The sequence below is a fragment of the Asticcacaulis sp. genome, from assembly GCF_027484505.1.
GTDB lineage: Bacteria > Pseudomonadota > Alphaproteobacteria > Caulobacterales > Caulobacteraceae > Asticcacaulis.
Genome location: NZ_JAIXSV010000072.1, coordinates 1 through 25,095, shown reverse-complemented (window position 1 = coordinate 25,095; position 25,095 = coordinate 1). Strand labels below are relative to the sequence as shown.

Here is a 25,095-nt window from a genome sequence, read left to right as displayed (position 1 = left end):
CGCGTCGCCATGAGAGCAGACAAAACCGACAACAGCTTCAAGGCTATGATCTATCTCGCAGCCGCCGTCATAAACTCAAAATGAATCCCCACAAACCCTAGAGCGGATTTCGTTCAAATTGAATCGAAATCACGCTCTAAATTTTTGGTTTAACGCGCTTTTTTATCCGAAAAGTGCGTCACACTTTTCGGAAAGCGCTCTAAAACAACGCACCCGGGGAATTCTCCGGACAGGCCACTTCATGTTACAGGGTTACACTTTTTTAGAGGTCAGGTCTATTTTTTGCCTGTTTTTCGGCGTAATGAAGTTCTGTATACGACGGAATGAACGATCATTCTCGTTATGGATACATCAGACTTCACCCCTACGGGTGTGGTACGCGTTTCTCACCGAATTCCCTGCGTTAACGCCCTTTGTGGCTTGCCCTACACACCCGATAGGTATTAAACCGCGTAACTCATTGAATTCCCTAAAACCCTATCCCATTTATGGGTACAGGTTCCACCCGGCGGCCCGCACCGCCCTCAACACAGCTCGATAAATGAACATGTATCAGGCGTATGAACTGAAAGACAAACTCACTCAGGAAGAGACGGCACTCCCTCTGGGCGCGCGCGCGCGTTCCAAGGAACTGAACCGTCTCAAAATCCTTGCCTCCGCCAAAGCTCTGTTCCGGGAGCGCGGCTATGAGGCGGCCACCTTACGCGACATCGCGCGCGAAGCTGGCCTGTCCACGGGTGCCGTTTTCGCCAACTTCGCCGACAAGAACGAGATTTTCGTGAAGGTCGTCGAAGAAGAAACCGCACGCGTCATCACCGCGGCCATCGACGCGCACGACACGACGCGTCCGCTGGCCGATCGTCTGCACCGCCAGCTTATGGCGGCCTATGAAGCGGCAGAAGGCAATGCGCGCCTGATCCTGTCGGCCTTCGTGATGAACTGGAGCGGTCAGACGACGGACACTGAGGCCAATGCCGGTCTCGCCGATATCGCCAGCCTCACCGACATGACCCGTCAGGTGATTCTGGAGACTCTGCGCCACGCCCAAAGCGAAAACGAGCTGCCGGCCAAGGCCGACATCGCGCACGGCGCCGAGATCATCGAAGACCTCACCTTCTCCAACCTGCGCCGCGCCCACCGCGACGGTCAGGCGTTCGTCTCCATGGGCGAGCGTCTGCGTTTTCAGATCGAACTGATCGTGTCGGGCCTGAAGGCGGCGTAAGCCAACGCTCTCTCCTCCCCAATATCGAAATGAAAAAACCGCCGGGGTCTCTCCGGCGGTTTTTTCATTTCGGAGCTATGGAGAATCAACTGGTCCATTTCAGCGTGGCGGGTTTCAGCGGGTTGGCGAAGGGGCGTTCTTCGGAACGGTGCGCCATCCATTCTTTCTTGAGTTGCTGATACCACTTGGCCTGCGTGTCGGCATCGTCGATCCATAGCAGGGACGGATCGTATCTCAGCCCTTCGTTTTGCAGATTGACCATGTCGCCGTCCTGCTTGAGGAAGGCTCGGGTGCCGTATTTGAAGATCGGTGCAATGGCGCGGAAAATGGCGTGATCCGACCAGAAGATCTGCGTGATGCGCGTCTTGGTGGCGTGCACCGGCGTCAGACAGGTCAGGCCCAAAATCTGCCGCTCACCGATCTCGATATGCTCATAGCGCACACCGGGCAGGCGGAAGGTGATTTCGGTCGCCGGAGCCCCGCCCAGAATACGGTAAGCGCGGGAATTTTTCGACGGCGCGTGGCGGACCATGGCAAAGCCGAACTCACGCGGCTCAAACGCCTTGGCCTTTTCGAGCTGCTTCTTGGACGAGCGCCACCACCATTGCTGATGCACATAGGGGCCGTGCGCCGGGTCCATCAGCCCCACGACCGCGTGGTCGATGTGGCTGTCGAAATCCATGCTCTCAACGATAATGGGCTTTCCACCGACCACGCCGGGCAGGATAGGCGGTTCATGGTCGGGCTCGGCCGGGCGGCGCGCATCGGCGGTCATGTAGATCCAGACGATGCCCTGCTGCTCCTTAACCGTATAGGACCGCACCTTGATGCGCTCGACATCCATCGGCTGATCGGCGGTCAGGGACGGCACGGCCGTGCAGCCGCCATGCGTCCCAAACGTCCAGCCGTGATAGGGGCACTGCACCACCGGCTGACCGGTTTTGGGATCAGGAATCATCTTGCCAGCCGACAAGGGCGCGGCACGGTGCGGGCAGATGTCGCGCATCGCATAGGCCTTGCCCTGCGTATCGCGCGCCAGCAGCACCGGCTCGCCCAGAATCTCGTAGCGTTGCAGCTTGCCGGACTTCAGATCGTCGGCCAGCGCCGCAAAATACCAGGCGTCGCGGATGAAGCCCTGCCCGAAGACAAGACGTTCTTTGGCGATGGGCGGGGCGGACTGATCAGGCATGAGCAAACGATATCACAGAAGGGGCGAAAAGAGTGACTATAGTTCAGCGCGCTCCGTCGCCAAAAGCGATTATTTGTCGCACCGCTTAACCGGCGAATTCGCCCAGCGCCGTGAGGAAGCCTTCGTTTTCGTGATCCTTGCCAATGGTCACGCGCAGGCAGTGCGGCAGGCCGTAATTGGCGACATGACGTACGATAAAGCCTTTGCGCATCAGGTGGTCATTGGCGCGCACGGCCTGCGCTTCGTCGGCAAAGTGAATCAGGACGAAATTGCCCTGACTGACATCGACGCGATAGCCCAGCGCCCGCACCGCCTGATAAAAGCGCGGCCGCCATTGCAACACCTGCGCGCGCGAGGCGTCCAGATGCGCCTGATCGGCCAGAGACGCGACGGCGGCGTACTGCGCCGGCAAATTGATATTGAACGGCATACGGATGCGATCCAGCGCTTCGATCACCCGCACCGGGGCATAGCCAAAACCGACGCGCAAACCGGCCAGCCCGTGAATCTTAGAGAAGGTGCGCGTGACAATCATGTTGTCGCAAGCGCGCGCCAGCTCAAAGGCGCTATGATAGGTCGGTTCGTCGGCAAACTCCGCATAGGCTTCGTCGATGACCAGCAGGATGTGCGGTGCCAGACGGCTGCGCAGATCGGCGATCTCTTCCGGCGTGTTCCAGGTGCCGGTCGGATTGGCCGGGTTGGAGATATAGACGATCTTGGTGCGCGCATCGACCAAATCCAACAGGCGCTCGATGTCTACGCGCTGGGCCGGTTCGGGGGCCAGACGCACCTCGGCCTGACAGGCCTCGGCGCTGATGCGATAGGCGAGGAAGCCATGCTCACCGGTAACGATATTGTCCCCGGCCTCCAGCCAGGCCTGATTAAGTACACCGAACACCTCATCCGAACCGTTGCCGAAGATCAGGCGGTGCGGCTCAAGGCCATGATAGGCGGCCACAGCCTCACGCAACGGGGCCGCATGGCCGTCGGGATAACGGAACAGCTTGGCGCGCGCGGCTTCGAAGGCCTCAATGGCCTTTATCGAACTGCCCAGCGCGTTTTCATTGGACGACAGCTTGATCGGCTCGGCCACGCCTTCGATCTTCGACTTGCCCCCGACATAGGCGGCAATGTCCCAGATACCGGATTTCGGTTCGGGTTGGGCGGCGGGGGGCGAAACGGTATCCATCGGGATGTTCCTGCGCGTGCGAATTTTACTGGGTGCTGGTTAGCACCGCGGGACAGCCGGTTCAATGCAATGAATCAGATCGTCGGCACGGTGGGTCGCCCCCTCCGTCAGCTTCGCTGACACCTCCCCCGCTATCAGGGGAGGAGGTATCGCTAAATCCGTGGCGATGTCCCGATGACGCCAGACAGCGAGCCCAGCGCCTTTTCGGCCCTGGGGTCGAGGCGGCTGTCGTCTTCCTGCACAAAACCGGACAGGCCAAACAGCTTCATCCCGCCGGTCGAACACAGCCACTCGGCGGCCAGCCCACGCTGCCCCAGAAGCTCGGTCAGGGCGGCTTCGGACAGGCGGCTGTCGGTCACCCAGTAGCTGACGTCATCGCCGGTCGGTTCGGGTTTCAACGCGGCAATGGCAAAGCCCTTGGGGCGTTCCGGCGTGCGTTCCGGCAGGGCGCAGATGATCCGCACCTGCGGTTCAGCCAGAAGCCGCGCCCACCAGGCCCCGGCGCGGGGATCGAGGCTCAGGATGCCGATATGACGGGGATCACGCGCGGCGGCGATGACCTGCACCGGTTCGGCCAGACCGGCCTCAGCGGGGGCAGCCCCAAAGCGTTCGCGGCTCCATTTGACCAGTTGCGACGACGCGTCACCCGCCCAAAAATCAAGGTGAAGACCGCCCTGACCTTCACCCTGGATACGCAGCGATTCGGAGATCAGTTCGCGCCAGATGGCGACCACCGCCGCATCCGAGGCGGCCGCGCGCGGCTTACCCGTCAGCTTGCGCAGCAGCATGGCCTCGCGGTCCGGGCGCAACAGGCAGCCAGAAACATCGCCGCCTTCGCGCGCCTTGGCCGCCGCAATGTCACGCGCCAGCGCCGAGCGCTCATCGACCAGACGCAGCAGTTCGGCATCAATCGCGTCGATCCGCAGTCGCAATTCACTCAGCGACAGGGGCGACGGTGGGGTCTGCGCGCGGGCATTGAGGGCCAAGCTCGGTCTCCGTGACCCGGTGGCGGCATCGCCGGGCGGGTCTTTTTAAAACTATACACAGCCGTCACTTTGGTTTCCAAAGATACCAAAGTGTAGCTCTGCTAATTACAGTACAAAACGCCGGGTTTTACAATATAGATAACTTATCTAGGCTGTGGTGACGAATTAACGTTTGCGATCTCCCCTCCCCATTTTATGGGGAGGTGCCGAGTTTACGAGGCGGAGGGGTATCTTCTCAGGTAAGTGTACCCCTCCGTCAGCTTCGCTTCGCTCGCTGCCACCTCCCCATGATATGGGGAGGAGAAAAGCGCCCGTTAAATCTTAAATTGTCACGACGATCTAGCGAATAACCGGTGCCGCTGCCACCCGCAGCGGTCCGACATAGGCCCCGCCTTCGCGGAAGACAAAATCGAGCTTCACCGGCTTGTCCGCTGTCATCTTGGTGCCGACAAAGGCGCGCGCCAGCGCTTCGTATTCCGCCGAGATCAGTCCGGCCCCCAGCAGGAAGGCAAACGGGTCACCCGTGCCCTTGACCTCCAGCCCCAGAGGCCCGCTGAGCGCCAGATTAGGGTCGAGCAGCAGGGCCTCAGAGCGGCCAAACACCTCAAGCTCCCCTACATGCAGCGAAGTCTGCACCTGACGCACAGCCCCGCCGGCCTCGCGCCAGCCATTCAGATCGCCACGGAATTTGGAGGCTTGCGCCATCCGGCCCTGAAAAGCCATGTCGAAATTCTGCCCCTGCCCCAGACGCCCCAGCAGGCTTTGCGGGTGGGCCTGAGCCCCCGAGGCACGCCAGATGAAATCGACCGTATCCACCCCGTCCTTCGTCGGCGTCACGCGCCCTTCGAGGCGCTGGGCGCTTTGCAGCACGAAGGGGTGTTCGGGCTTTGATGGTGTGAAGGTGGCGTTCAGCCCCTCAAGACCGATGGTCTGCAAGGGTTGCGTCCAGCCGGAAACGCTGACGCGCAGGGCATCACCGGTCACGGCAACCTGCCCCAGATCGCTCTGATCCGCCCCATTGCCGCGATAGAGGGTCAGGCCTTTGGTGGCGACAAACATCCATTTGTCGAGCGCAAAGGCCGAGGCCTCGGCCTCCAGCGCCGGAACGGCCAGCCCCTTGCCATTCGGCGCGATCAGCCGCACGTCTTTCAACTGAAGGAACATGCGAAAGGGATAGCCCTGCACTTTGAACGGGGCGTGGGCAACCTGATAGCCCTTTGACGTCAGGGTCTTCGCCTGCTCGGCCAGCCGGGTCTCAATCTGATGCGCGGTGAAGAGCCAATAGCCGCTCCACAGCAGCGCCCCGATCAGAAACAGCCCGATGGGCAGGAACAGCCCAAGCCGCGAGTGTTTCTTTTTAGGGGGGGTGAGCGCGGGGACGTCGGTCATTCAGGGCTCCTTTCCACCCTCCCCCCAACAGGGAGAGGGCTGGGCGAGGGGTAGTTACCCCACCCTACAACGCATTCGCCGCGGATAAAATAGCCTTGACCGAGGCGGTGGCGCTATCGACATCCATGCCGACGCCGAAGACTTTGCGATCATCGGCGGTGCGGCATTCGACATAGGCCACGGCCCTGGCGTCCGTACCGCGGCTCAGTGCGTGTTCGTGATAGTCGAGCACCTCGATCCCCAGCGCATAGGCGGCATTGAGCGCATCAACCGCCGCCGCCATCAGGCCATTGCCGCGCCCGGTGACCGGCGTTTCGATGCCGTCATGGATGATGCGCCCGGCAAACAGGCGATCGACGCCCGCCCGACGCGCCCCGGAGTCGATATATTCAACCAGCTCGTATTTCGGCGTGCCTTTGAGATAGTAGGCGTCCTCAAAGGCGTGCCAGATGTCAGCGGCCTGCATCTCCTTGCCCGTGGCATCGGCGATTTCCTGCACCTTGCGCGAAAAATCGACCTGAAGGCGGCGCGGCAGTTTCAGCCCCTTATCCTGCTCCAGAATCCAGGCGATGCCACCCTTGCCCGACTGCGAGTTGACGCGGATGACGGCCTCATAGCTTTCGCCCAGATCGGCCGGGTCGATGGGCAGGTAGGGCATTTCCCACACGCCGTCATTGCGTGTCTCATGCACCGCAAAGCCCTTCTTGATGGCGTCCTGATGCGAGCCGGAAAAGGCGGTGAAGACCAGTTCGCCGGCATAGGGATGGCGCGGGTGTACGGGGATATTGTTGCAGTGGATGACCGTATTGACCACCGAACGGATGTCGGAGAAATCAAGTTCCGGGCTCACCCCTTGCGTATAGAGATTGAGCGCCAGCGTCACCAGATCGACATTGCCTGTGCGCTCGCCATTGCCGAACAGACAGCCTTCGATGCGGTCGGCCCCGGCCAGAATCCCCAACTCCGCCGCCGCAATGCCGGTGCCCCGGTCATTATGCGGGTGCAGCGAGATGATGGCCGAGGACCGGCGCGTCAACTGACGGCAGAACCATTCGATCTGATCGGCATAGATGTTGGGCGACGACACTTCGACCGTGGCCGGCAGGTTGAGGATGACCGGCTTTTCGGGCATGGCCTCCCACACATCCATCACCCGCTCACACACCTCGACCGCAAAATCGGGCTCGGTGGCCGAGAAGGTTTCCGGCGAATATTCAAACGACCATTCGGTGTCTGGCTGCTTCGACGCGCAGTCCTTGATCAGTTGCGCCGCCTTGACCGCCAGCCCCAGCACGTCCGACTTTTCCAGCCCGAACACCACGCGGCGGAACAGAGGTGAGGTGGCGTTATAGAAGTGGATACAGGCCTTTTTGGCGCCTTTGAGGGACTCAAAGGTGCGCAGGATCAGGTCTTCGCGCGCCTGCACCAGCACCTGAATGGTCACATCGTCGGGGACGTGATCTTCCTCGATCAGCTTACGCACAAAATCGAATTCGATCTGCGATGCCGAAGGGAAGCCGACCTCGACCTCCTTGACGCCGATCTGCATCAGCGTCTTCCAGAAGCGCATCTTCTTTTCGACGTCCATCGGATCGGCCAGCGCCTGATTGCCGTCGCGCAGATCGGTCGATAGCCAGCGCGGCGCCTTTTCGATGGTCTTCGACGGCCAGGTCCGGTCGGACATGTCGAAGGGGAAGACAAAGGGGCGATACTTGCTGGCGGGATTTTTGAGCATCATGGGAAAGGACTCTGAGGCGCAACTGGGAAGCGTCCCCCCTGATATCAGGGGGGAAACCGGCTTTAGCCGGAGGGGGGTTATACGCCGGTAATTAACCCCACCGTCTTTCGATGCTTCGCATCAAAATCCACCTCCCCTGAAATCAGGGGAGGGGCTAATGCGCGCACTCTTAGGCGCTGAAAGGTAGGGGGTCAATGACATTCCCTCCCCTCGTCCGGACCTACTCCCGCGGCAGGAAGCCCTCAATCGCGGTCACGGCTTCGGACAAAGTACAGCGCTGCACCACCACCCCGTCGGGCAGGGACGCAAACAACCGCGTGGGGGCCGCCGAATCGAGCATCACAAACACGCCCCGGTCGTCGGCCCGCCGGATCAGCCGCCCGAAGGCCTGAGCCAGCTTGGCGCGCACCAGCGCGTCGTCATAGAGTTTGGCCCCGAAATGCGCCCGCCGCGCCTTGTGCAGGGCGTCCGGACGCGGCCACGGGATGCGGTCAAAGGCAATCAGGCGCAGGGCCTGACCCGGCACATCGACCCCGTCGCGCACGGCATCGGTCCCCAACAGGCACGAATGGCGCTCGGAGCGAAACACGCTGATCAGATCAGAGACATCCAGCGGATCGACGTGCTGGGCGTAGAGCGAAATCCCCGCCTCACCCAACGGCCGGAACAACTGTTCATAGACGGCCTTGAGGCGGCGAATGGCGGTAAACAGGCCAAGCCCCCCGCCGCCCGCCGCCAGAAACAGCGCCTTCATGGCGGTCGCCACGGCGCGCGGATCATCACGCGGCACGTCGGTGACGACAAACAGCCGCGCCTGCGCCTCATAATCAAACGGCGAGGCGATGCGCAGCGACTTGGCCCCCATCGACAGGTGCGCCGCGCCGGTGCGTTGCCGCGCCAGAGCGAAGGGGTCTTCGTCGGACTGTCCGGCCAAAGCCTTATCGGTCAAGCCTTTATCTGAAAGGGTGGCCGAGGCCATCAGCACCCCGTGCGCCGGTTTCAGCACATAGTCGGCCAGTGGCACGGACGGATCGACAAAGTGGCGGTGCAGCCCCACATCGACCAGCCGCCCGCCGTGCGTGATGGTGGCGAACCAATCGACATAGGGCGAAGGGGTCGTCGGGTCTTCGTCTTCCGCATAGGCCAGTTGCTGCAACAGGCTGCGCCACGCCGGCAGGGTCATGCGCGCCCGCCGCTCCAGCCCGCGCAAGGCCCCATCAAGCCGCGTGCGTTCGGCCAGATCAATCTCTTCCTCGCCCGTCAGAATGTCCTCAATGGCGCGCACCAGAGCCAGTAACGGCGCTTCGATGGCCTGTAAGGCCTTGGCCGCCGCCGAGGCCGCCTCGGACACTTCGGGCAGGCAGGGATGCGCCTCGCATTCGGCATTATCGGCTTCCGGGCGATAGCGGCTCTTGCTGGCGCCTTCCTGCCCCCGCACCTCGATCTGTTTCAGAGCAGCGGCCAAAAGCGCCTCGATGGGCCCAAGCGGGGCCATCATCTCGCCCGACTGGGTGCGCGTGGTCAGGCGCTGCGACCAGCCCTCGGACGGCAGCAGGTGCGCGGCGCGGATCAGGTCTTTCAGGGCGTTCTGCGCCACCTCGCGCGTCGCCAGAAGGTCACCCAGCCTTTGTTCCAGCCCGCGCGAACGTCGCCCGCGCCCCTCATTGCCGCGTATCCAGCGGCGCAGCTCATAGGCCTCAAAGCCCGACAATTCCGACGAAAAGGCCCCGTCGGCGGCTTCGAACACATGGTGGCCTTCGTCGAAGACCAGCCGCGACAGGCCCGGCGCTTCGGGCTCAACCGTCACCTCGCCCTGCTCGGCCTTGGCGGCTTCGCGCAGATCATAGGCCGCCTGCGCCATGACCAGCGCGTGGTTGGCGATGATGATTTGCGCCGACTTGGCCTTGCGGATCGACTTTTCGACGAAACAGGTCCGGTAGTGGGCGCAGGCGCTATAGATACACTCACCCCGCCGATCGACCAGATTGGCGGGGTTCAATGCCCCAAACATGGCCGCCGCCGAGCCCGCGGGCAGTAGCGACGGCAGCCAGGTGGGAAAGTCGCCGCCGACAATATCGCCATCGCGGCTATAGACGATCCAGCGCGCCACCAGAGCGGCGACAATCGCCTCGCCCGGCCCTTGGGTCAACGGAGCCAGCCGCTCCTGCCAGTTCAGCAGGCACAGATAGTTTTCGCGCCCCTTGCGGATGGCGACCTTGTTTTCGCGCTCGCCCTCGGTGTCGAACAGGGCGCGGGTATCGTTATAGATCTGCTTTTGCAGGGCCTTGGTATAGGTCGAAACCCACACCCGCCCCTGCGCCTTTTCGGCCCATAGCCGCGCGGGCGACAGGTAACCCAGCGTCTTGCCCGTCCCCGTCCCGGCCTCCAGCAGCAGCATGTTCGGCTGCTCCGAGGCCCATTTGGGCGCGAACATCTCGCGCGTTTTCAGCGCAAAGGCCTGCTGTTCGGGGCGGCCTTCCTGAAGACCGGCGCGGTGCAGATTGTCCTTCAGGCCTTTCAGCACCTCGTCTTCGCCCAGGCTGACCTGACGCGCATCACCGGCGGGGGCCTGCTCCTCCCACTCTTCGAGCAGCGACCACACCTCCAGCGGCGGCGGCGCGACATAGCCGTCCGGCACCGGCTTCTGGCTGAGCGCCGCGTCCACAAAGGGGGCCCAGACCCAGCCCTGACGCTGCATGAACTCAAGCGAGGAGCGCGCCATCAACCGAAAGGCCAAAGGGGCGTCGGACAGTTCCCGCGCCAGAGCCAGCGCCACCTGATAGACGACGGCGGCCTGCGCCTCGGCCCCTTCCGGCTCGCCATAGCCCATGGCCAGCGCCAGACCGGCCACGGACGGCGCGGCAAAACGCGCCGGGCGCACAAAGGCAAACAGCTCCAGAAGGTCGAAATGCTTCGCTTCGCGGAAAGAGCGCTGTCCAAACAGGCGCTGCCGCATCAGGGGGGCATTGACGACCAGCAGGGGTTCGCGCCCCCAGGCTTCGCGCGCTTCCGGGGCTCCGACGCGGCGCGACACGTGCCCGTCGCTGAACGCCCCGCTGGAGGGCAAGAGCGCAAAGCCCTGCGCCGGCAAATGCGCGCGCAGGGACACCTCTGCCTCAGAAGCAGGCACAGGATCGGCGATGTCGGGAAGATCGGGACTCACCCCGATACTCTAGTCGTTATGAGCGGCTAACAAAAGCCCCTCTCCGCGCACATACGGATAATGACCACCGGCTAGGGGGTGAGGTAACTATCCCTTTTGCGTTGCGCGGCGGCTTTTCCAGTAGTGCTCGATACCATTCAGAGCCAGATAGACCAGTGCCAGAATGACAACGGACACGCTGTACCGCAGCGGATCAAACAGGCCGTTATTGATCTGGTAAAGCGCCAGAACACTGGCCCCGATCACCGTCATAATGACGGTACGGATAAGAACTTTTCCAATGGCCATAGCCACCCCCTCTTGAAAACTCAGTCAGCATAGAGCGACGATCCAGACCTGACAAGCGTTGGTGGTGCCGCTTAAACCTTCCCGCCTCCCTAGAGGGAGAAGAAAAAAACTCACCCCCGACGGAACAAACGCGACGCCAGCGCACCCATGCCCATGCTCATAAAGACGCAAGCCAGCCCATAAAGCCAGGCATGGCGGTGCGCCACCGTATAGACGAAGCGCTCAAACCCGACCTTTTCCACCGTCAGCTTTTTCTCGCTATAGCCGACCGGCTGACCGTCGCGGAACAGCCAGACCTCGGCCGTATAGTCACCAATCGGCGCTTCCGACGGCAGGGTCACTTCGGCGCGAAACAGGTTTTTATCGACAAAGCGCACGCCCAGCGGGTTGTCATTATAAAGCCCGGCCTTCGATTTCAGCCGGATGACCGCGCGCCGCCAGTCGAGATAGTCGTCTTCGATGCCGTTGACGACCACATCCTTGACCCCATAGCGCGTCACCACCTTGTTTTCGCGTGAGGTATCCATGGCGATATAGTCGAGCCCCAGCCCCAGAAGCCGCCGGTGCGAAAAATCGGTAATACGATCCAGCGGTTGCGAAGAGGCCGCCATATAGTAGCCGGGGGCACCTTCAAAGACGACGGGCCGCGAATTGAGCCACACGGCACCGGCCTTGACCTTGCGGATCAGGCGCATCGAGGCCTGCGGCCCGCGGATGATCACCACCACGTCGGACGGCTGGTCTTCAGGCTGAAACACCGCGCCGTAGAGGATGACCTTGGCCCCCTGAAACGAGGAGGACACCTCGATACGGTTCTGAGTCAGGTCGGTGGACAGAAGGTCGGCGGACACGCCCGCCGCCGGTTGCGTCTCTATATAGGGCACCGAGGGCGCGGGGGCGGTGACGTCGGGCGGCAGGGAGGCGGCGACCATATCCTGCCTCTATCCGTTGGTGGGGGCCAGAATGAACGGGTCTTCCGGCGGCACAAACAGGGTGAAGCCCATCTGCAAACCAGCCATCAGGATGATGATGGCCAGCACCACCCGCATCTGTTCGGCTCTAAATCGCGTGGCGGCACGGATGCCCAGTTGCCCGCCGATCACACCGCCGATCAGCAGGATAAAGGCCAGCACCGCATCGACCGTATGGTTGCGCACGGCCTGAAGGATCATGGTGACCAGCGTCGTAATGACGATCTGAAACAGGCTGGTGCCCACCACCGCCGAGGCCTTCATGCGCAACAGATAGATCATGGCCGGCACGATCAGAAAGCCGCCGCCCACCCCCATCAGGGCCGCCAGCAGACCGACGACAAAACCAATCGCTATGGGCGGGATCACCGAAATATACAGGCCCGACACGGGAAAACGCATCTTGTACGGCAGGGCATAGAGCCAGCCGGGGCGTTTGACCTTGGGCCGCTCAGCGGGCAGGCCATCGCGCGCCCGCAACAAAGCCCGCAGACTTTCATTGAGCATCATGCCGCCGATGGTCCCCAGCAGCAGCAGGTAGAGGATGGCCACCATCAGGTCGGCCTGCCCCAAAAGGCGCAGCAGGCGGAAGACTTCGACGCCCGCAATCGCCCCGGCGATGCCGCCCACGGCCATGACGCCACCCATGCGGTAATCGACGGAGGCTTCGCGGCCATAGCTCATGACGGAAGAGGTCGAGGTCGCCAGCACGTGTCCGGCCTGAGACGCCACGGCAATCGACGGCGGGATGCCCAGTGCCACCAGCACCGGGGCCATCAGAAAGCCGCCCCCGACGCCAAACAGACCCGACAAAAACCCCACAACCACACCCAGCCCGGCCATCAGCCAGACATTCACCGACATCTCGGCGATGGGCAGGTAGATTTCCACGTCAGGGCCTTTCGGGTAACCGGATTTCCGGCCATGCCAAGTCTGTCACAGACGACCGGAGGGGGCCATATCTTATCGGCCCCGCAAGGTTAACGCGCCGCTAAGCTGGTCTCGTCTGTTTTGCTTTTCAGGGGCGTAAAGGCGCGCGCGGCGGTCTGCGCCGTGGCCACCTGTTCCGGCTTCAGACGCGCGCGCAGGTCCTTCAGCATGGACTCGGCCTCGCGGTCGCCATTATTGGCCGCAATCGACAGCCACTTATAGGCTTCCGGGGCGTTTTCCGGGATGGCGGTGCCCTGCATATATATGACGCCGATACCGAACTGACCGTCGCGCACGCCGTATTCGGCCGACTTGCGAATCCAGGCCGCCGCCGCGTTGTAATCGAGCGGGCCGCCTTCGCCATTATAGTTCATCAGGCCGAACTTATACATGGCCAGCGGGTAGTCGGCCTTGGCGGCGCGTTCGGCCCACTGGCGCGCCTGCGCCTTGTCGGCCACGACCAGCCCGTCGCGCCCACCGTCATAGAGGGTGCTCATCTCGTACTGCGCCACCGGATAGCCGAGATCGGCCACGGTACGCATGGCCTCAACGGCCTTGGGGTCGTTGGCATCCAGCGCCAGAGACGCGGCCTCATACATGGCCTTGAGACGCTTCATATCCTGAGCTGTCTGCGCCTTGGGCTGAGCCGTGGTGATCGCAGCCGCCGCCAGAGCGGGCTTTTGCGCCGCCGGTTCGTCCGTGTCACGGAAGGCGTAATAACCACCGACCGCCCCCGCCGTCACCACGATGGCGATGGACGAGGCTTTAAAGGCGTTCAGCAGGGTCTTGCCCTTGGCCTTTTCCGGCTTGGGCTGGGCTTCGCGCGTGCGCGACGTGCCGAGTTTCAGACCCAGAGGTTTTTTGGTATCGGCCCCTTCGATGGAGGCACGCACCGCTGCGCGCGCCGCCGCCAGCGCATCGCGCGTGGACAGGGAGGCCGTGTCTTCGTAAGGCGCGCCCGCCGACAGGGTCGCGGGAGCCACCTTGCGCGACGCATCGACGTCAGCAAAGGGGTCAAGATCAAAATCGTCGGTGAAGGGGTCGGCAGAGGGGCGTGCGGCACGCGGCTTCAACGGGGCCTGCATGTCGCGGCCGTCGTCTTCGCTCAGGGCCTCCTGCGCCCGCGTCTCGGCGATCAGGGCCTCGGCAAAGGGATCAGAGGCCGGGCTTTTGGCCGGCTCGACCATATCGGTAAAGGGATCGTCCTCAAACGGATCAGAGCCAAACTGCGTCACCGATTCCAGCAGACGCCCGGTCAGGTCATCGTCCGACGACGCACGCTTGACCTCTGTTTTGATCACCGGAGCCGACGCGGCCTCAGCGACCGGTGCGGCTTCCTCTTCAAAGCCATGTTCAAACGCCGAAAATGGCTTTTGCTGCAATTCGGTCGGGGCGTAGATCGGTGCTTGCGGCGCGGCGCGTTCGGCTTCGCGCAACAGGGTCTGGGTCTGGGCCTGCCCCAGACGCGCGTCGATCTTGTTGCGCGCCTCGTCGAGCAGCTTTTGCGTGCGCTCCTCGCTCTGACGGATGCGCTCGGCAATGTCAGAATGCACGCGCTGATGACGGGTATCGAGTTCTTCGCCAACGCCTTCCAGCACCTGATTGGTGCGCTTTTCGGTCTCGACGATCTTGCGCGTCAGGCTTTCGGAAATGCGGGCGATTTCCCCGCTCAGACGCTCAAGCGCGCTGGCGTGGGTCGCATCCGCCGCCGCAAAGCGCGACTCGACCTGATCATTCAGGCGCTTCATATCCGCGGCCATGTGGGCGACCGCCTCATTACCCGATCTCTGCACGGCCGCCACCTTGCGGTTGAGGTTATCGGCAATTTTCAGGACGTCCTGCCCCAGGGTCTCAATGGCGCGGGCCTGACGCGATTCGGCCGCCGTCAGACGCGCCTCAACCGCCGCCAGAGTCTCTTCGGCAGAGCGCTGCTGGCTGTCTTCCAGAAGACGCATCACCTCAAAGCGCGACTCTTCGACACGACGGGTCAGGTCCGCCGACAAACGGCTCAACGACTGCACCGCCTCCGGGTCGGTCACATCGCCCTGCGCCTCAGCGCGATTCAGGCGCGCATCGAGCGCCGTAAAGGCCTGCTCCAGACCGCGCATGGCAGTGGCGGTGCGCGCTTCGGCGGCTTCCAGACGTTGCGACAGTTGCGCGGCCACGCGGTCAACCAGTGCCTGCGCCTGCGCATCCGGGTCGCGCAACTCAAGCTGGCTCAGACGGTGCGACAGCCCGACCAGATCGCCGCGCACGTCCTTAAGGACGTCGCGCGAGCGAACGTCATTTTCATAAAGCTGATTGGCCAGACGCCCGACGGCGGCTTCGACCGTTTCAAACGCCGCCTGCGCCGGATTGGCCTTCAACTCGGCCTCCAGACGCGCCACGCGCTCGCGCTCCTCACGCAGGTGGCCCGACAGGCCTTCCAGACGCTCGGCCTGCGCATCGACCAGACGTTCCGCCGTTTCCAGACGTTCCGACAGGGCCTGACGGTCGGCATCGCCGCGCGCCAGCCACTCACGCGAGTCGGCCACGCTGTCGAGCACTTCACGCGTCGTGTCGCTCAGGCGCGCTTCGGTTTCGGCCACCGTATCGGCCAGCGCGCTTTCGGAACGCTCCAGACGGTTCAGCAGGGCCTCAACGGCCTGAGACACGCCGCGCACGGCAGAGGCTGAGCGTAGTTCGGAATTTTCGAGGCGCGAGCCCAGGGTTTCCAGTACGCGCGTCACCTTGCCGATGTCGCCTCCCGACGCCTGAGCCGAAGGCGCTTCGTCGTAATAGGCAGGGGCCACAGGGGCGCGACGCTGACGCTCCGCGGCCATGGAATAGGGGGCCGGACGCCGCGCCGGCGCGGGCTGAGGCGCCACATCGCGCGGCGCATACATATCGTCGTCGTAATCGTCTTCGACGTAAACGGGCTCAGGGGCACGACGGGTGCGCGGGGCAGGGTTACGGGCGGCGCGCTGACGCTCACGGCGGATCGCCGCATCGACGTCTTCGCCCTTGAGAATCATCTGATTGAGCCATTCACCCAACGTCATGCCAGAGCGGTGCGCCAATTCCTTGGCCACTTCTCTCGCCTTGGCGTCGATGCCTTTTACGCTCCAAGGCGTTCCGCTCATCCGAATCCCCTATCAACCTTTGCGGTAAAGGCTAATACGCATCATGTGGGGTGTAAACCTTTTGTTAACCCCAATATCTGGGAGAACATTATTCTTCTGTGGAAGATGCGCTGAAACGAATCGCTTTTCTGGCGAAGCCTGCCCCTGCATACCGCTTATCCACAAAAAAACGCAACACCTCTTGCGCGTCTGCGCCTCAAGAGGCCCATATGCGGGGCATGGACCTGAGCTTGCCCCTGACCCTCACCCTGCTGGCTGTGTTTGCCGGACTGACTGTTCTGTCCGGCTGGCTGGGGGCGCGTCCGCCCGACCTGCGTAAGGAAAATCCCCGCCTGATCCCGTGGCGCTTTGTGATGCTGCTGACCGCGACGGTGAGCATCTTCCTGATCATCCATGCCCTGACCGTGCTGGGCCTGAAGACCGATCCACCGGCACAGTATTGACGCAGATATTTTGGCCACGAAAAACACGAAAATCACGAAAACGATGGCCGGCTCCTGCCCAAAGGGCCCCTTCCTATCAGGGCTTGCGCGCCGTATTTTTTCCAGTTTTTCGTGGTCAATTCTCTTCCCTGCGGTCGGGCATGAATAAAGCCCCGGCTCTGTCGAACCGGGGCTTTGAAGATTTCAGTCGCGTTTCTGATTATATAAACCTTTGTTTGTCCCTGGAAAACACCGGCCGGACGCGGCGAGACTGTCTGGCTTTTGAGACCCGCCGCGCAGCGTACTTGCGTACGTGAGCAGCGGAAGCTCAAAAGATGGATAGTCGCAGCCCGTTCCGGGCGAGGGTTTTACTGGACAAACCCGCCGACACCGCCGTCGAAGACCATGGTTGAGCTATAGCTGGCCGACGACTGTTTTACAACTTCGCGCTGAGCCATATAGTTTTCGGTGGTGGTCAGGGTCAGCACCTTGATACCGGCACCGAACTTACGCAGCAGCGAGCGTTCGTTACAGTCGCGGGCGGCCAGTTGCACCTTGCAGCGGACCTGACCGCCTTCGTGCCACAGGGCCTCGCTCTTGCGGCAATCGTAAGACTTGCCTTCGCCGCCGTCCTTGTCGCGCAGGGTGTAGCGCATCTTGGTGCCGGCGATGCAGCGATAGACTTCGCCGGCATAGCTGCCCGCCACGTCCTTACCGCCAAAGACCTGAGAGGCCGGATGCGGCACGCCCTTGTCGTCGATGCAGGCGGCCTCAATAATCATCAGACGGGTCGAGCTGCGCGACGCCTGATAGGATTCCGTGGCACGCATTTCGCCGCCTTCGACGTTCAGGCCCATGGTCGAGGGGATGCCCTGCGCCTGCGACCAGTTGCCGTAGCCGCCGCCGTAATAGGCCGCGCCCGAACCGGAACCATTGAAGGCACCGGGGCCATAGGCACGCGCACTGGCGTTGGCATTGACGTTCACATTGACGTTGACATCGACATTGCCGCCACCGCCACCACCGCAGCGACCACCGCCGCACGGCATATTGGGCTTACCCGGATGGGTCGGCGGGCTGGGCGGGGCCGGCGGCGTGCAGCCGCTGTTGCAGCCCGCACCGGCCAGAGCCGCGCTGGCCGTCATCATCATGCCGAACCCGACCACGGCGGCAAGGGTTTTCGCAAAGCTAACGCGCATATCACGCTCCTGAGTGTCTGGGGCAGGCCGCCGTAATACAGGCCCGGCTGCCGCTGAATGATCTGTGGTCCGCAACGGTCCTAAAATGCGCCAGTCTGGCACAAACGGGACCCGTTCTGCCGTCGTCTGAGCAAGATCCGTACCGGACCGCTGAGACGGCGGACAAAAAGGCTTTCCGTCGTCGTAGCACAGGTGTCTTGCGGTAGTATTAAGCGCATGACGCGAAAAGAGAACCGCTTTCCCCCCGCGGGTGCGCCGGGCCGGTTTTTTTTCGGCTCTGCATCGGCGTAGAGCCAGACAGGCCGGATTCTTGCTGTGTACACCTCAGAGGAGGCCGCCATGGCTCACAATGACACAGGGACATTTCTCAGCTACTGGCAGGCGCTGCGCCGCAAGGCCGGTCAGACGCCGCTGCGTTCCGACCTTGACCCCATTCAGTTAAAGGGGCTCCTGCCGTCCGCCTTCATGCTGACCGCGCGCGATGGCTTTCGCTTCCGCCTGATCGGTGAGCGCGTCGAACGCCTGCATGGCACACACCTTAAAGGGCGCACCTTCGCAGCCTTGTTTGGCGAAGCGCACGCGGCGCTGGTCGTGGCCAGCCTGACCCTGGCGCGGCAGCGCGAAGAGGCGGTGCGCCTGAAGGTTCATGTGCCGCTTGAGACCATGGACGTTACCGGCGAACTGATGCTGGTGCCACTGCGCAATGACAAGGGCCTCGTCGATCGCTTTGCCGGAGTCTATGCCCTGCACAGCGGCTGGCCACCCCACTTTAACAGCGTCCACCCGCTCGATATCGAGGCCCCGCTGGCCGGCAAGCTGAGCCTGCTCGCGGCCCAGATCGAAAGCCCGCAGACCGCGGCCCCCAATGGCCAGACGCGCCTGATCGTACTGAACGACCGCCGCCGCGTGGCGTAAACGGGATTTGCTGTTGAAAATTTTGTCACGGCGGGTGAGCCTCTCTGTCTAAGAAAGGGACGCCTATGACCGAGGACGAATACGAAGCCGAACTGGCCCGCTTGCAGGTGGCTCTGGTCGATGCCCAGATCTGGGCCGTCGCCGAGGGCAAGAAGATCTGCCTCGTTTTTGAGGGCCGCGACAGCGCGGGCAAGGACGGGGCCATCAAGCGCATTACCGAACACCTGTCGGTGCGGCAGACGCGCGTCATCGCCCTGCCGAAGCCCTCCGACCGTGAAAAGAGCCAGTGGTGGTTTCAGCGTTATACCGAACACCTGCCCGCCGCCGGGGAATGGGTGATCTTCAACCGCTCCTGGTACAATCGCGCCGGGGTCGAAAAGGTGATGGGCTTTTCCACACCGCAGGAGCAGGAAATTTTCCTGCGCGATGTGACGCCGTTTGAGGCCATGCTTGACGATGCCGGGATCATCCTGATCAAGCTGTGGCTGGATATTTCCAAGAAAGAGCAAAAAGAGCGGCTGGATGATCGACGGTCGGACCCGCTCAAGCGCCTCAAGGTGTCGCCGCTTGATGCGGTGGCGCAGGAGAAATGGGAGGCCTATTCCGCCGCGCGCGATGAGATGCTGCGCCGCTCACACCACGCCGGTGGGCCGTGGACCTGCGTCAAGACCGACAAGAAGAAGGACGCACGGATTCATATTATCCGCCACGTCCTGCACAATCTGGGCTGCCCGGCCTACTCTATCGACGTGCCTGCTCCTGATGCTGACATCGTTTTCGGCTATGATAAGGTCATCGCGGGCGAAAAGACCTTGTTCCAATAGCGAATTATACCTCCCCGGCTTGCCGGGGAGGTACAGGCTTGGTTACGCCAGCGTCGCTTCCAGCGTGATCGGCACCGAGGCCAGAGCTTTTGAAATGGGGCAGTTGGCCTTGGCTCCGGCAGCCAGTTCCTGAAACTGCTCAGCCGACACGCCCGGCACATTGGCCTTCAGTTTCAGGGTGATGGCGGTGATGGAAAAGCCCGCTTCCGAGGGGGTGACCTCAACCACGGCTTCGGTTTCAAGCAGTTCCGCCGTAAACCCTGCCTTGGCCAGCGCAAACGACAGGGCCATGGTGAAGCAGCCCGAATGGGCCGCCGCGATCAGCTCTTCCGGATTGGTCCCGGCCTTACCCTCTTCGTCGCCGAAACGGGTCTTGAAGCTGTAGGGCTGGGCCGTAAAGGCGCCGCTTTGGGTGGTGAGCGTGCCGGTGCCGGTCATGCCGTCGCCACGCCACTGGGCTGTCGCCGTGCGTTTCATCAGAAGTCTCCTATCGAGAGCCTCATGCCGAAAAGTGCCAAAATACGTTCTTGGCACTTTTCGGCATGAGGCGTTGCCAATAAACCGGCCCCAACGCGGCCAATACCCGAACGATTGGTAGACCGGGATGTGTAAACGGGCAATCCTGTTGCGTATCTCTTCTTACCCAACGCGATAGAAAGCCTCGTTTGCCGGTTGGGGCGTGCGCCTGTTACAGGTGAGACGAGGTTTATATTCGGGTATTGAGACATGTGCGAACTTCTGGGCATGAGCGCCAATGTGCCCACCGACATCCGCTTTTCCTTTACGGCCCTGGCCAAGCGCGGCGGCGCCACCGGCCCGCACGCTGACGGCTGGGGCATCAGCTTCTATGAGCAGAAGGGCTGTCGTAATTTCCACGACCCGAACCCGTCGGCGACGTCGGAACTGGCGGCGCTGGTGCGTGACTACCCCATCAAGTCGAAGACGGTTATCGCCCATGTGCGCAAGGCCAATCGCGGCCGCGTGGCGCTGGAGAACACCCACCCGTTTACCCGCGAACTGTGGGGCCGGGCGTGGACCTTTGCCCACAATGGTCAGCTCAAAGGCGTCAAGGCCCTGCCGCTCAGCTTTTTCCGCCCGATTGGCACCACCGATTCCGAGCACGCCTTCTGCTGGATTCTCGATCAGCTGGTGCGCAAATATATGGACTATCCACCGGCCCGCATGCTGGACAAGGAGGTCAAACGGCTGTTCGGTGAGCTGCGTAAAATGGGGGTTTTCAATGCTTTGCTGACCGACGGGCGGTCGCTTTACGCCAGTTGCTCAAAGAAGCTGACCTATATCCAGCGCCGCGCCCCCTTCGGTCGTGCCACCCTGATCGACGCCGAGATGCAGGTCGATTTCGCGCAGGAAACCACGCCGAACGACAAGGTCATTATCATCGCTACCCAGCCCCTCACCCACGACGAAGTGTGGACAGCGGTCGAACCGGGATCATCGCTGATTTTCCGCGCGGGTGAGGTGGTTTAACCTCACTCTCCATTGCGAGAAAGACAAAGCCTTATGACCACAGCCATTCGGGTGCATCAGACCGGCGGACCGGAGGTCCTCAGCGTCGAACAGATCGCGGTCGGCGATCCGGGTCCGGGCGAGGCGCGGGTGCGCCACACCGCCATCGGCGTCAACTTCATCGACACCTATTTCCGTTCGGGGCTGTATAAGATCGCCCTGCCCTTTGTGCCGGGCAATGAAGGTGCGGGCATAGTTGAAGCTGTGGGCGAAGGCGTCGATTTTGTCCAACCCGGCGACCGCGTGGTCTATTCGGCGACGCCCGGCGGCTATGCGCAAGCGCGCCTGATTGCCGCCGACAAGCTGATCCCCATTCCCGATGGCCTCAGCGATGAGGTGGCGGCGGCCGCGTTTCTCAAAGGGCTCACAGCGCAATATCTGCTGCGGCGGACGTTTCGTGTCGGACCGGAGCATACGGTGCTGATCCATGCCGCGGCGGGCGGTGTTGGGCTGATCGCCGGGCAGTGGGCCAGGGCGCTGGGGGCCACAGTGATCGGTACGGCGGGCTCTGAGGAAAAGATCGAACTGGCGCGCCAGAATGGCTATGACCATCTGATCAACTACCGCACCGAAGATTTCGTGGCGCGCGTTCTGGAGATTACGGACGGATGCAAGGTCGATGTGGTCTATGACTCGGTGGGCAAGGACACGTTTGACGGATCGCTGGACGTGCTCAAACCGCTGGGCCTGATGGTGTCGTTCGGACAGTCGTCGGGCGCAGTGCCGCCGGTGGACATTTCGGTGCTGAATACGAAGGGTTCGCTGTTCCTGACGCGGCCCTCGGTCTTTGGCTACAACCGCGACCGGGCAACGCTTCTGGAGTCGGCGTCCGACCTGTTCGAAGTCATTCTGGACGGTAAGGTCCGTGTACGGATTGACCAGCGTTTTGCCCTGACCGAGGCGCGCGCGGCCCACGAAGCGCTGGAGAGCCGCGCGACTACCGGCAGCACCTTGCTTATCCCTTAACCCACCGGATCGCGTGGCGTGATGGCAAGCGGGTCGGCGTGATCGTCTGTGTGCGGAGCAAAATCAGGGATGTCCAGATCGGCATGGCCGTGGTCGCCGGGGTCGGCGCGTTCACCCGTCGCCATGGCCTGAAGGAAAGCGATGCCGGCAGCAATCAGGCCGGGGCTGCCCCAGAATTCGGCCTCGCTGGCGTCGAACCGCAGCAGACGCAGGTTCGGGTCGTCCTTACCGCCGGGGAACCACGCCTTGTCCGCCGCCGACCACAACTCGTCGATAATCGCCGGGTCATGACTGATGCCCACCGTGCCGTTCAGGGCGACATAGTTGTGGCCCTTGGGGTCGGAAAAGGTCAGCAGCGCCGCCGGATTGGCGTCGATCTCCGCCATCTTGCCCGTATCGGCGCCGGTGAAAAACCACAGCACGCCATCAAAGGCCTTGTCTTCGGGGTGGCGGATTTGCGGCATCATGGGCCGCGCGTGCAGCAGGCCTGTTGCGGCGTGGGTCGCCAGCATGGCCACCTTGGTGTCCTTAATCAGGGACCAGATACGTTCGCGGGCCTCCTGGCCATACAGGGTCGTCATGCGCCTTACCTCTTTGGTTCGCTGGCACCCCGCCGCTATCCTCCATTTGCGGTGTGCGCGTGTAAAATAGCCATAGGAAGGGACGCCCCGCGCATATAGTCTGCCGACAAAACGGAGACATCTGATGGCCCATGCGCGCGCCCATATCGGCACCACCGACTTTCTCACCACCATCGAAACGGGCGGACGCAGTCTCAGCGCCGACGAGCCGGAAACGCTGGGCGGCGGCAATGCCGGGTATGCCCCCTACGATCTGCTGCTGGCCTCGCTGGCCGCCTGTACCTGCATCACGCTGCGCATGTATGCGGCGCGCAAGGGCTGGCCGCTGGAGGCGATTGATGTGGAACTGCACCACAGCAAGGACGACAAGCGCTCGAAAATCACGCGCGTCCTGACCCTGACAGGGGCGCTGGATGAGGCCCAGACGGCGCGACTGACCGAGGTGGTCGAACGCACACCGGTCACCCTGACGCTCAAGGAAGGGGCAGACATCGCCACTACGTTTAATTAGAGCATTCGTCGGCTAAGTTGAGCCGCGGAATGGCTCTAATTATTTCTAACGCCTCATGTTTTTCCGAAAAGTGGTGCCCACTTTTCGGCATGAGGCTCTAAATCGCCAGACTGAGTTGCTGTGGTTCCGCCTGCACCTCCGAGCCGCCCAGCGAGGACAGGGTGACGCCCAGCAGACGGATGCCCTTGGCGATCGGAAAGACGCTTTCGAGCAGGCTGCCCGACAGGCGCGACAGCTCATCCTTGTTGAGCACGGTGGCGGCCGCCGTGTGGCTGCGGGTGATCTGCTGGAAATCGGTATATTTGACTTTCAGCGTCACGGTGCGGCCGCGCGTGCCGTGCTGATCGCAATAGCGCCACACCTTGTCCACGATGGGCGAAAGGGCTGCGCGGGCGGCCTCCAGCGAGAAGATGTCCTGAAAAAAGGTGTTTTCCGCACCCACCGACTTGCGCACCCGATCGGGCTGCACGCGGCGATGGTCGATGCCGCGCGCGATATTGTAGTAATAGTCGCCCGACACGCCGAAATGCTTTTGCAGAAAGGCCAGGTCCTGCGCCTTGAGGTCGGCCCCGGTCAGGATGCCCAGCCGGTTCATCTTCTCTTCGGTCGCCGGGCCGATGCCGTGGAAGCGCCCCACCATCAGGGTTTCGACAAACTCAGGCCCCATGCGCGGCGTGATGACATAAAGCCCGTCTGGCTTGCGGTAGTCTGAGGCCATCTTGGCCAGAAACTTGTTATAGGACACGCCCGCTGACGCCGTCAGCCCGGTTGCCAGCTTGATCCGCGCCCGGATTTCCTGTGCGATCAGGGTCGCCGAAGCGATGGCCTTGTGATTGTGCGTGACGTCGAGATAGGCCTCATCGAGCGACAACGGCTCGACCAGTTCCGTATAGTCCTCGAAGATGTCGCGGATCTGCTTCGATACGGCCTTATAGGCCTCAAAACGCGGCTTGACGAAGATCAGGTCCGGGCATTTGCGCCGCGCCGTCACCGACGGCATGGCCGAACGGATGCCGTATTTGCGCGCTTCGTATGAGGCCGCCGCCACGACGCCGCGTTCCAGCCCACCCACCGCCACCGGCTTACCGCGCAGTTCGGGGTTATCGCGCTGTTCCACTGAGGCGTAGAAGGCATCCATATCCACATGGATGATCTTGCGCAGGGGTTCGATGTTCTCGTTTTCCATGGTGCGGTTCCGCAGCGTCATTAGAACGTAATGCGAACATAGCACAAAAAGAGAACAAATCAAGCGGGTCTAAATCTAGCGTTCCGCCTCCAGCAGCGCCGCCTTGCGTTCCACGCCCCAGCGATAGCCCGACAGGCTGCCGTCGGTACGCACCACGCGGTGACAGGGGATGGCCACCGCGATCTTGTTGGCGGCGCAGGCCGAGGCTACGGCGCGCACGGCGGCGGGCAAACCGACCCGCTCGGCCAGTTCGCTGTAGGAGACGCAGGTGCCGGCGGGCAGAGCCTGAAGCGCGGCCCATACCTTCTGCTGAAACAGGGTGCCGCGAATATCGAGCGGCAGGTCGAGCGCGGTTTGGGGCGCTTCGATCAGCCCCGCCACGCGCGCCATGGTCTCTTCAAACGCCGCGTCGCCGCCGATCAGTTCGGCTTTGGGAAAGGCGTCCTGAAGATCACGCACCAGCGCCTCCGGGTCATCGCCCAAAAACACGGCGCAGACGCCCTTTTCGCTGCGCGCCACGAGAAGCGCCCCCAGACGCGACTGCCCCACGGCGAAGCGAATCACCTCGGCCACGCCGCCCTTGCGGAAGGCGCGCGGTGACATGCCCAGTGCGTTGGCCGTGTCGGCATAGAACCGACTGGGGGCATTGAAGCCGGCCTCGTAGATGGCCTCGGTGACGCTGCCGCTGGCCTTTAGCGCGGCGCGCATCCGGCCACTGCGATGGGCGCGGGCATAGGCCTTGGGCGTCAGGCCGGTGGCGGCCTTGAACACCCGGTG

The 25,095-nt window shown here is 62.5% G+C and carries 22 protein-coding genes; 7 read left to right on the top strand and 15 right to left on the bottom strand.

Annotated features, from left to right (window positions below):
* Nucleotides 1–547: 547 nt before the first annotated feature.
* Nucleotides 548–1,222, top strand: coding sequence for a TetR/AcrR family transcriptional regulator (locus Q0072_RS04365; protein WP_298326268.1), 675 nt, complete (start codon nucleotides 548–550; stop codon nucleotides 1,220–1,222).
* Between the two features lie 85 nt (nucleotides 1,223–1,307).
* Here the strand turns inward: Q0072_RS04365 and Q0072_RS04360 are convergent, their stop codons facing one another.
* The 10 genes from Q0072_RS04360 to Q0072_RS04315 form a co-directional block, all read right to left on the bottom strand.
* Nucleotides 1,308–2,411: an aromatic ring-hydroxylating dioxygenase subunit alpha gene (locus Q0072_RS04360; RefSeq protein WP_298326266.1), complete on the bottom strand. Its 1,104-nt coding sequence runs from the start codon at nucleotides 2,409–2,411 to the stop codon at nucleotides 1,308–1,310.
* Between the two features lie 85 nt (nucleotides 2,412–2,496).
* On the bottom strand, nucleotides 2,497–3,600 hold the full coding sequence (gene hisC / locus Q0072_RS04355; protein ID WP_298326264.1) for a histidinol-phosphate transaminase: 1,104 nt from the start codon (nucleotides 3,598–3,600) through the stop codon (nucleotides 2,497–2,499).
* A gap of 152 nt (nucleotides 3,601–3,752) precedes the next feature.
* The gene (locus tag Q0072_RS04350; protein ID WP_298326261.1) at nucleotides 3,753–4,586 is read right to left on the bottom strand and encodes a chorismate mutase; all 834 of its coding nucleotides are present in this window, start codon (nucleotides 4,584–4,586) and stop codon (nucleotides 3,753–3,755) included.
* Between the two features lie 339 nt (nucleotides 4,587–4,925).
* On the bottom strand, nucleotides 4,926–5,975 hold the full coding sequence (locus Q0072_RS04345) for a DUF2125 domain-containing protein (protein ID WP_298326258.1): 1,050 nt from the start codon (nucleotides 5,973–5,975) through the stop codon (nucleotides 4,926–4,928).
* Between the two features lie 64 nt (nucleotides 5,976–6,039).
* Entirely contained in the window at nucleotides 6,040–7,713 is a 1,674-nt protein-coding gene (gene leuA / locus Q0072_RS04340) for a 2-isopropylmalate synthase (RefSeq protein ID WP_298326254.1), read from the bottom strand.
* A gap of 220 nt (nucleotides 7,714–7,933) precedes the next feature.
* The gene (locus Q0072_RS04335; protein ID WP_298326251.1) at nucleotides 7,934–10,876 is read right to left on the bottom strand and encodes an ATP-dependent DNA helicase; all 2,943 of its coding nucleotides are present in this window, start codon (nucleotides 10,874–10,876) and stop codon (nucleotides 7,934–7,936) included.
* A gap of 87 nt (nucleotides 10,877–10,963) precedes the next feature.
* Nucleotides 10,964–11,164 carry a hypothetical protein gene (locus Q0072_RS04330; RefSeq protein WP_298326249.1) on the bottom strand — a complete coding sequence of 67 codons (201 nt, stop codon included), beginning with the start codon at nucleotides 11,162–11,164 and terminating at the stop codon, nucleotides 10,964–10,966.
* Nucleotides 11,165–11,274: 110 nt separating this feature from the next.
* On the bottom strand, nucleotides 11,275–12,096 hold the full coding sequence (locus Q0072_RS04325) for a TIGR02186 family protein (protein ID WP_298326246.1): 822 nt from the start codon (nucleotides 12,094–12,096) through the stop codon (nucleotides 11,275–11,277).
* Between the two features lie 9 nt (nucleotides 12,097–12,105).
* Nucleotides 12,106–13,026 carry a sulfite exporter TauE/SafE family protein gene (locus tag Q0072_RS04320; RefSeq protein WP_298326243.1) on the bottom strand — a complete coding sequence of 307 codons (921 nt, stop codon included), beginning with the start codon at nucleotides 13,024–13,026 and terminating at the stop codon, nucleotides 12,106–12,108.
* Between the two features lie 89 nt (nucleotides 13,027–13,115).
* Nucleotides 13,116–16,187 (bottom strand): hypothetical protein, encoded by a 3,072-nt coding sequence (locus Q0072_RS04315; RefSeq protein WP_298326240.1) that lies wholly within the window; start codon nucleotides 16,185–16,187, stop codon nucleotides 13,116–13,118.
* 209 nt (nucleotides 16,188–16,396) lie between these two features.
* Between Q0072_RS04315 and Q0072_RS04310 the strand changes: the two genes are divergently transcribed.
* Entirely contained in the window at nucleotides 16,397–16,630 is a 234-nt protein-coding gene (locus Q0072_RS04310) for a hypothetical protein (RefSeq protein ID WP_298326237.1), read from the top strand.
* A 347-nt stretch (nucleotides 16,631–16,977) separates the two neighbouring features.
* Here the strand turns inward: Q0072_RS04310 and Q0072_RS04305 are convergent, their stop codons facing one another.
* Nucleotides 16,978–17,808: a hypothetical protein gene (locus Q0072_RS04305; RefSeq protein ID WP_298326235.1), complete on the bottom strand. Its 831-nt coding sequence runs from the start codon at nucleotides 17,806–17,808 to the stop codon at nucleotides 16,978–16,980.
* A 339-nt stretch (nucleotides 17,809–18,147) separates the two neighbouring features.
* Between Q0072_RS04305 and Q0072_RS04300 the strand changes: the two genes are divergently transcribed.
* A complete protein-coding gene (locus Q0072_RS04300) occupies nucleotides 18,148–18,723 on the top strand; it encodes a PAS domain-containing protein (RefSeq protein ID WP_298326233.1) in 576 nt (191 codons plus the stop codon).
* Between the two features lie 65 nt (nucleotides 18,724–18,788).
* A complete protein-coding gene (gene ppk2, locus Q0072_RS04295) occupies nucleotides 18,789–19,547 on the top strand; it encodes a polyphosphate kinase 2 (RefSeq protein WP_298326230.1) in 759 nt (252 codons plus the stop codon).
* Nucleotides 19,548–19,589: 42 nt separating this feature from the next.
* Here ppk2 and Q0072_RS04290 read toward each other — a convergent pair whose 3' ends face one another.
* Nucleotides 19,590–20,024, bottom strand: a complete 435-nt coding sequence (locus Q0072_RS04290) for an OsmC family peroxiredoxin (RefSeq protein WP_298326227.1) — start codon at nucleotides 20,022–20,024, stop codon at nucleotides 19,590–19,592.
* A 249-nt stretch (nucleotides 20,025–20,273) separates the two neighbouring features.
* Here Q0072_RS04290 and Q0072_RS04285 point away from each other — a divergent pair, with 249 nt between their 5' ends.
* Together Q0072_RS04285 and Q0072_RS04280 are read left to right on the top strand one after the other, a co-directional pair.
* Nucleotides 20,274–21,035 (top strand): class II glutamine amidotransferase, encoded by a 762-nt coding sequence (locus Q0072_RS04285; RefSeq protein ID WP_298326224.1) that lies wholly within the window; start codon nucleotides 20,274–20,276, stop codon nucleotides 21,033–21,035.
* A 33-nt stretch (nucleotides 21,036–21,068) separates the two neighbouring features.
* Nucleotides 21,069–22,040, top strand: a complete 972-nt coding sequence (locus Q0072_RS04280; protein WP_298326221.1) for a quinone oxidoreductase — start codon at nucleotides 21,069–21,071, stop codon at nucleotides 22,038–22,040.
* Here Q0072_RS04280 and Q0072_RS04275 read toward each other — a convergent pair.
* Nucleotides 22,037–22,621 (bottom strand): pyridoxamine 5'-phosphate oxidase family protein, encoded by a 585-nt coding sequence (locus Q0072_RS04275; protein WP_298326218.1) that lies wholly within the window; start codon nucleotides 22,619–22,621, stop codon nucleotides 22,037–22,039. The genes Q0072_RS04280 and Q0072_RS04275 overlap by 4 nt on opposite strands.
* Before the next feature lie 124 nt (nucleotides 22,622–22,745).
* On the opposite strand from Q0072_RS04275, the gene Q0072_RS04270 reads away from it, so the two are divergent.
* Complete coding sequence (locus Q0072_RS04270; RefSeq protein ID WP_298326215.1) at nucleotides 22,746–23,132, top strand: OsmC family protein; 387 nt, start codon at nucleotides 22,746–22,748, stop codon at nucleotides 23,130–23,132.
* A gap of 97 nt (nucleotides 23,133–23,229) precedes the next feature.
* Here Q0072_RS04270 and dinB read toward each other — a convergent pair whose 3' ends face one another.
* A complete protein-coding gene (gene dinB / locus Q0072_RS04265) occupies nucleotides 23,230–24,318 on the bottom strand; it encodes a DNA polymerase IV (protein ID WP_298326212.1) in 1,089 nt (362 codons plus the stop codon).
* Nucleotides 24,319–24,393: 75 nt separating this feature from the next.
* The coding region (locus Q0072_RS04260; protein WP_298326209.1) for a methylated-DNA--[protein]-cysteine S-methyltransferase at nucleotides 24,394–25,095 on the bottom strand (702 nt) is incomplete at its 5' end.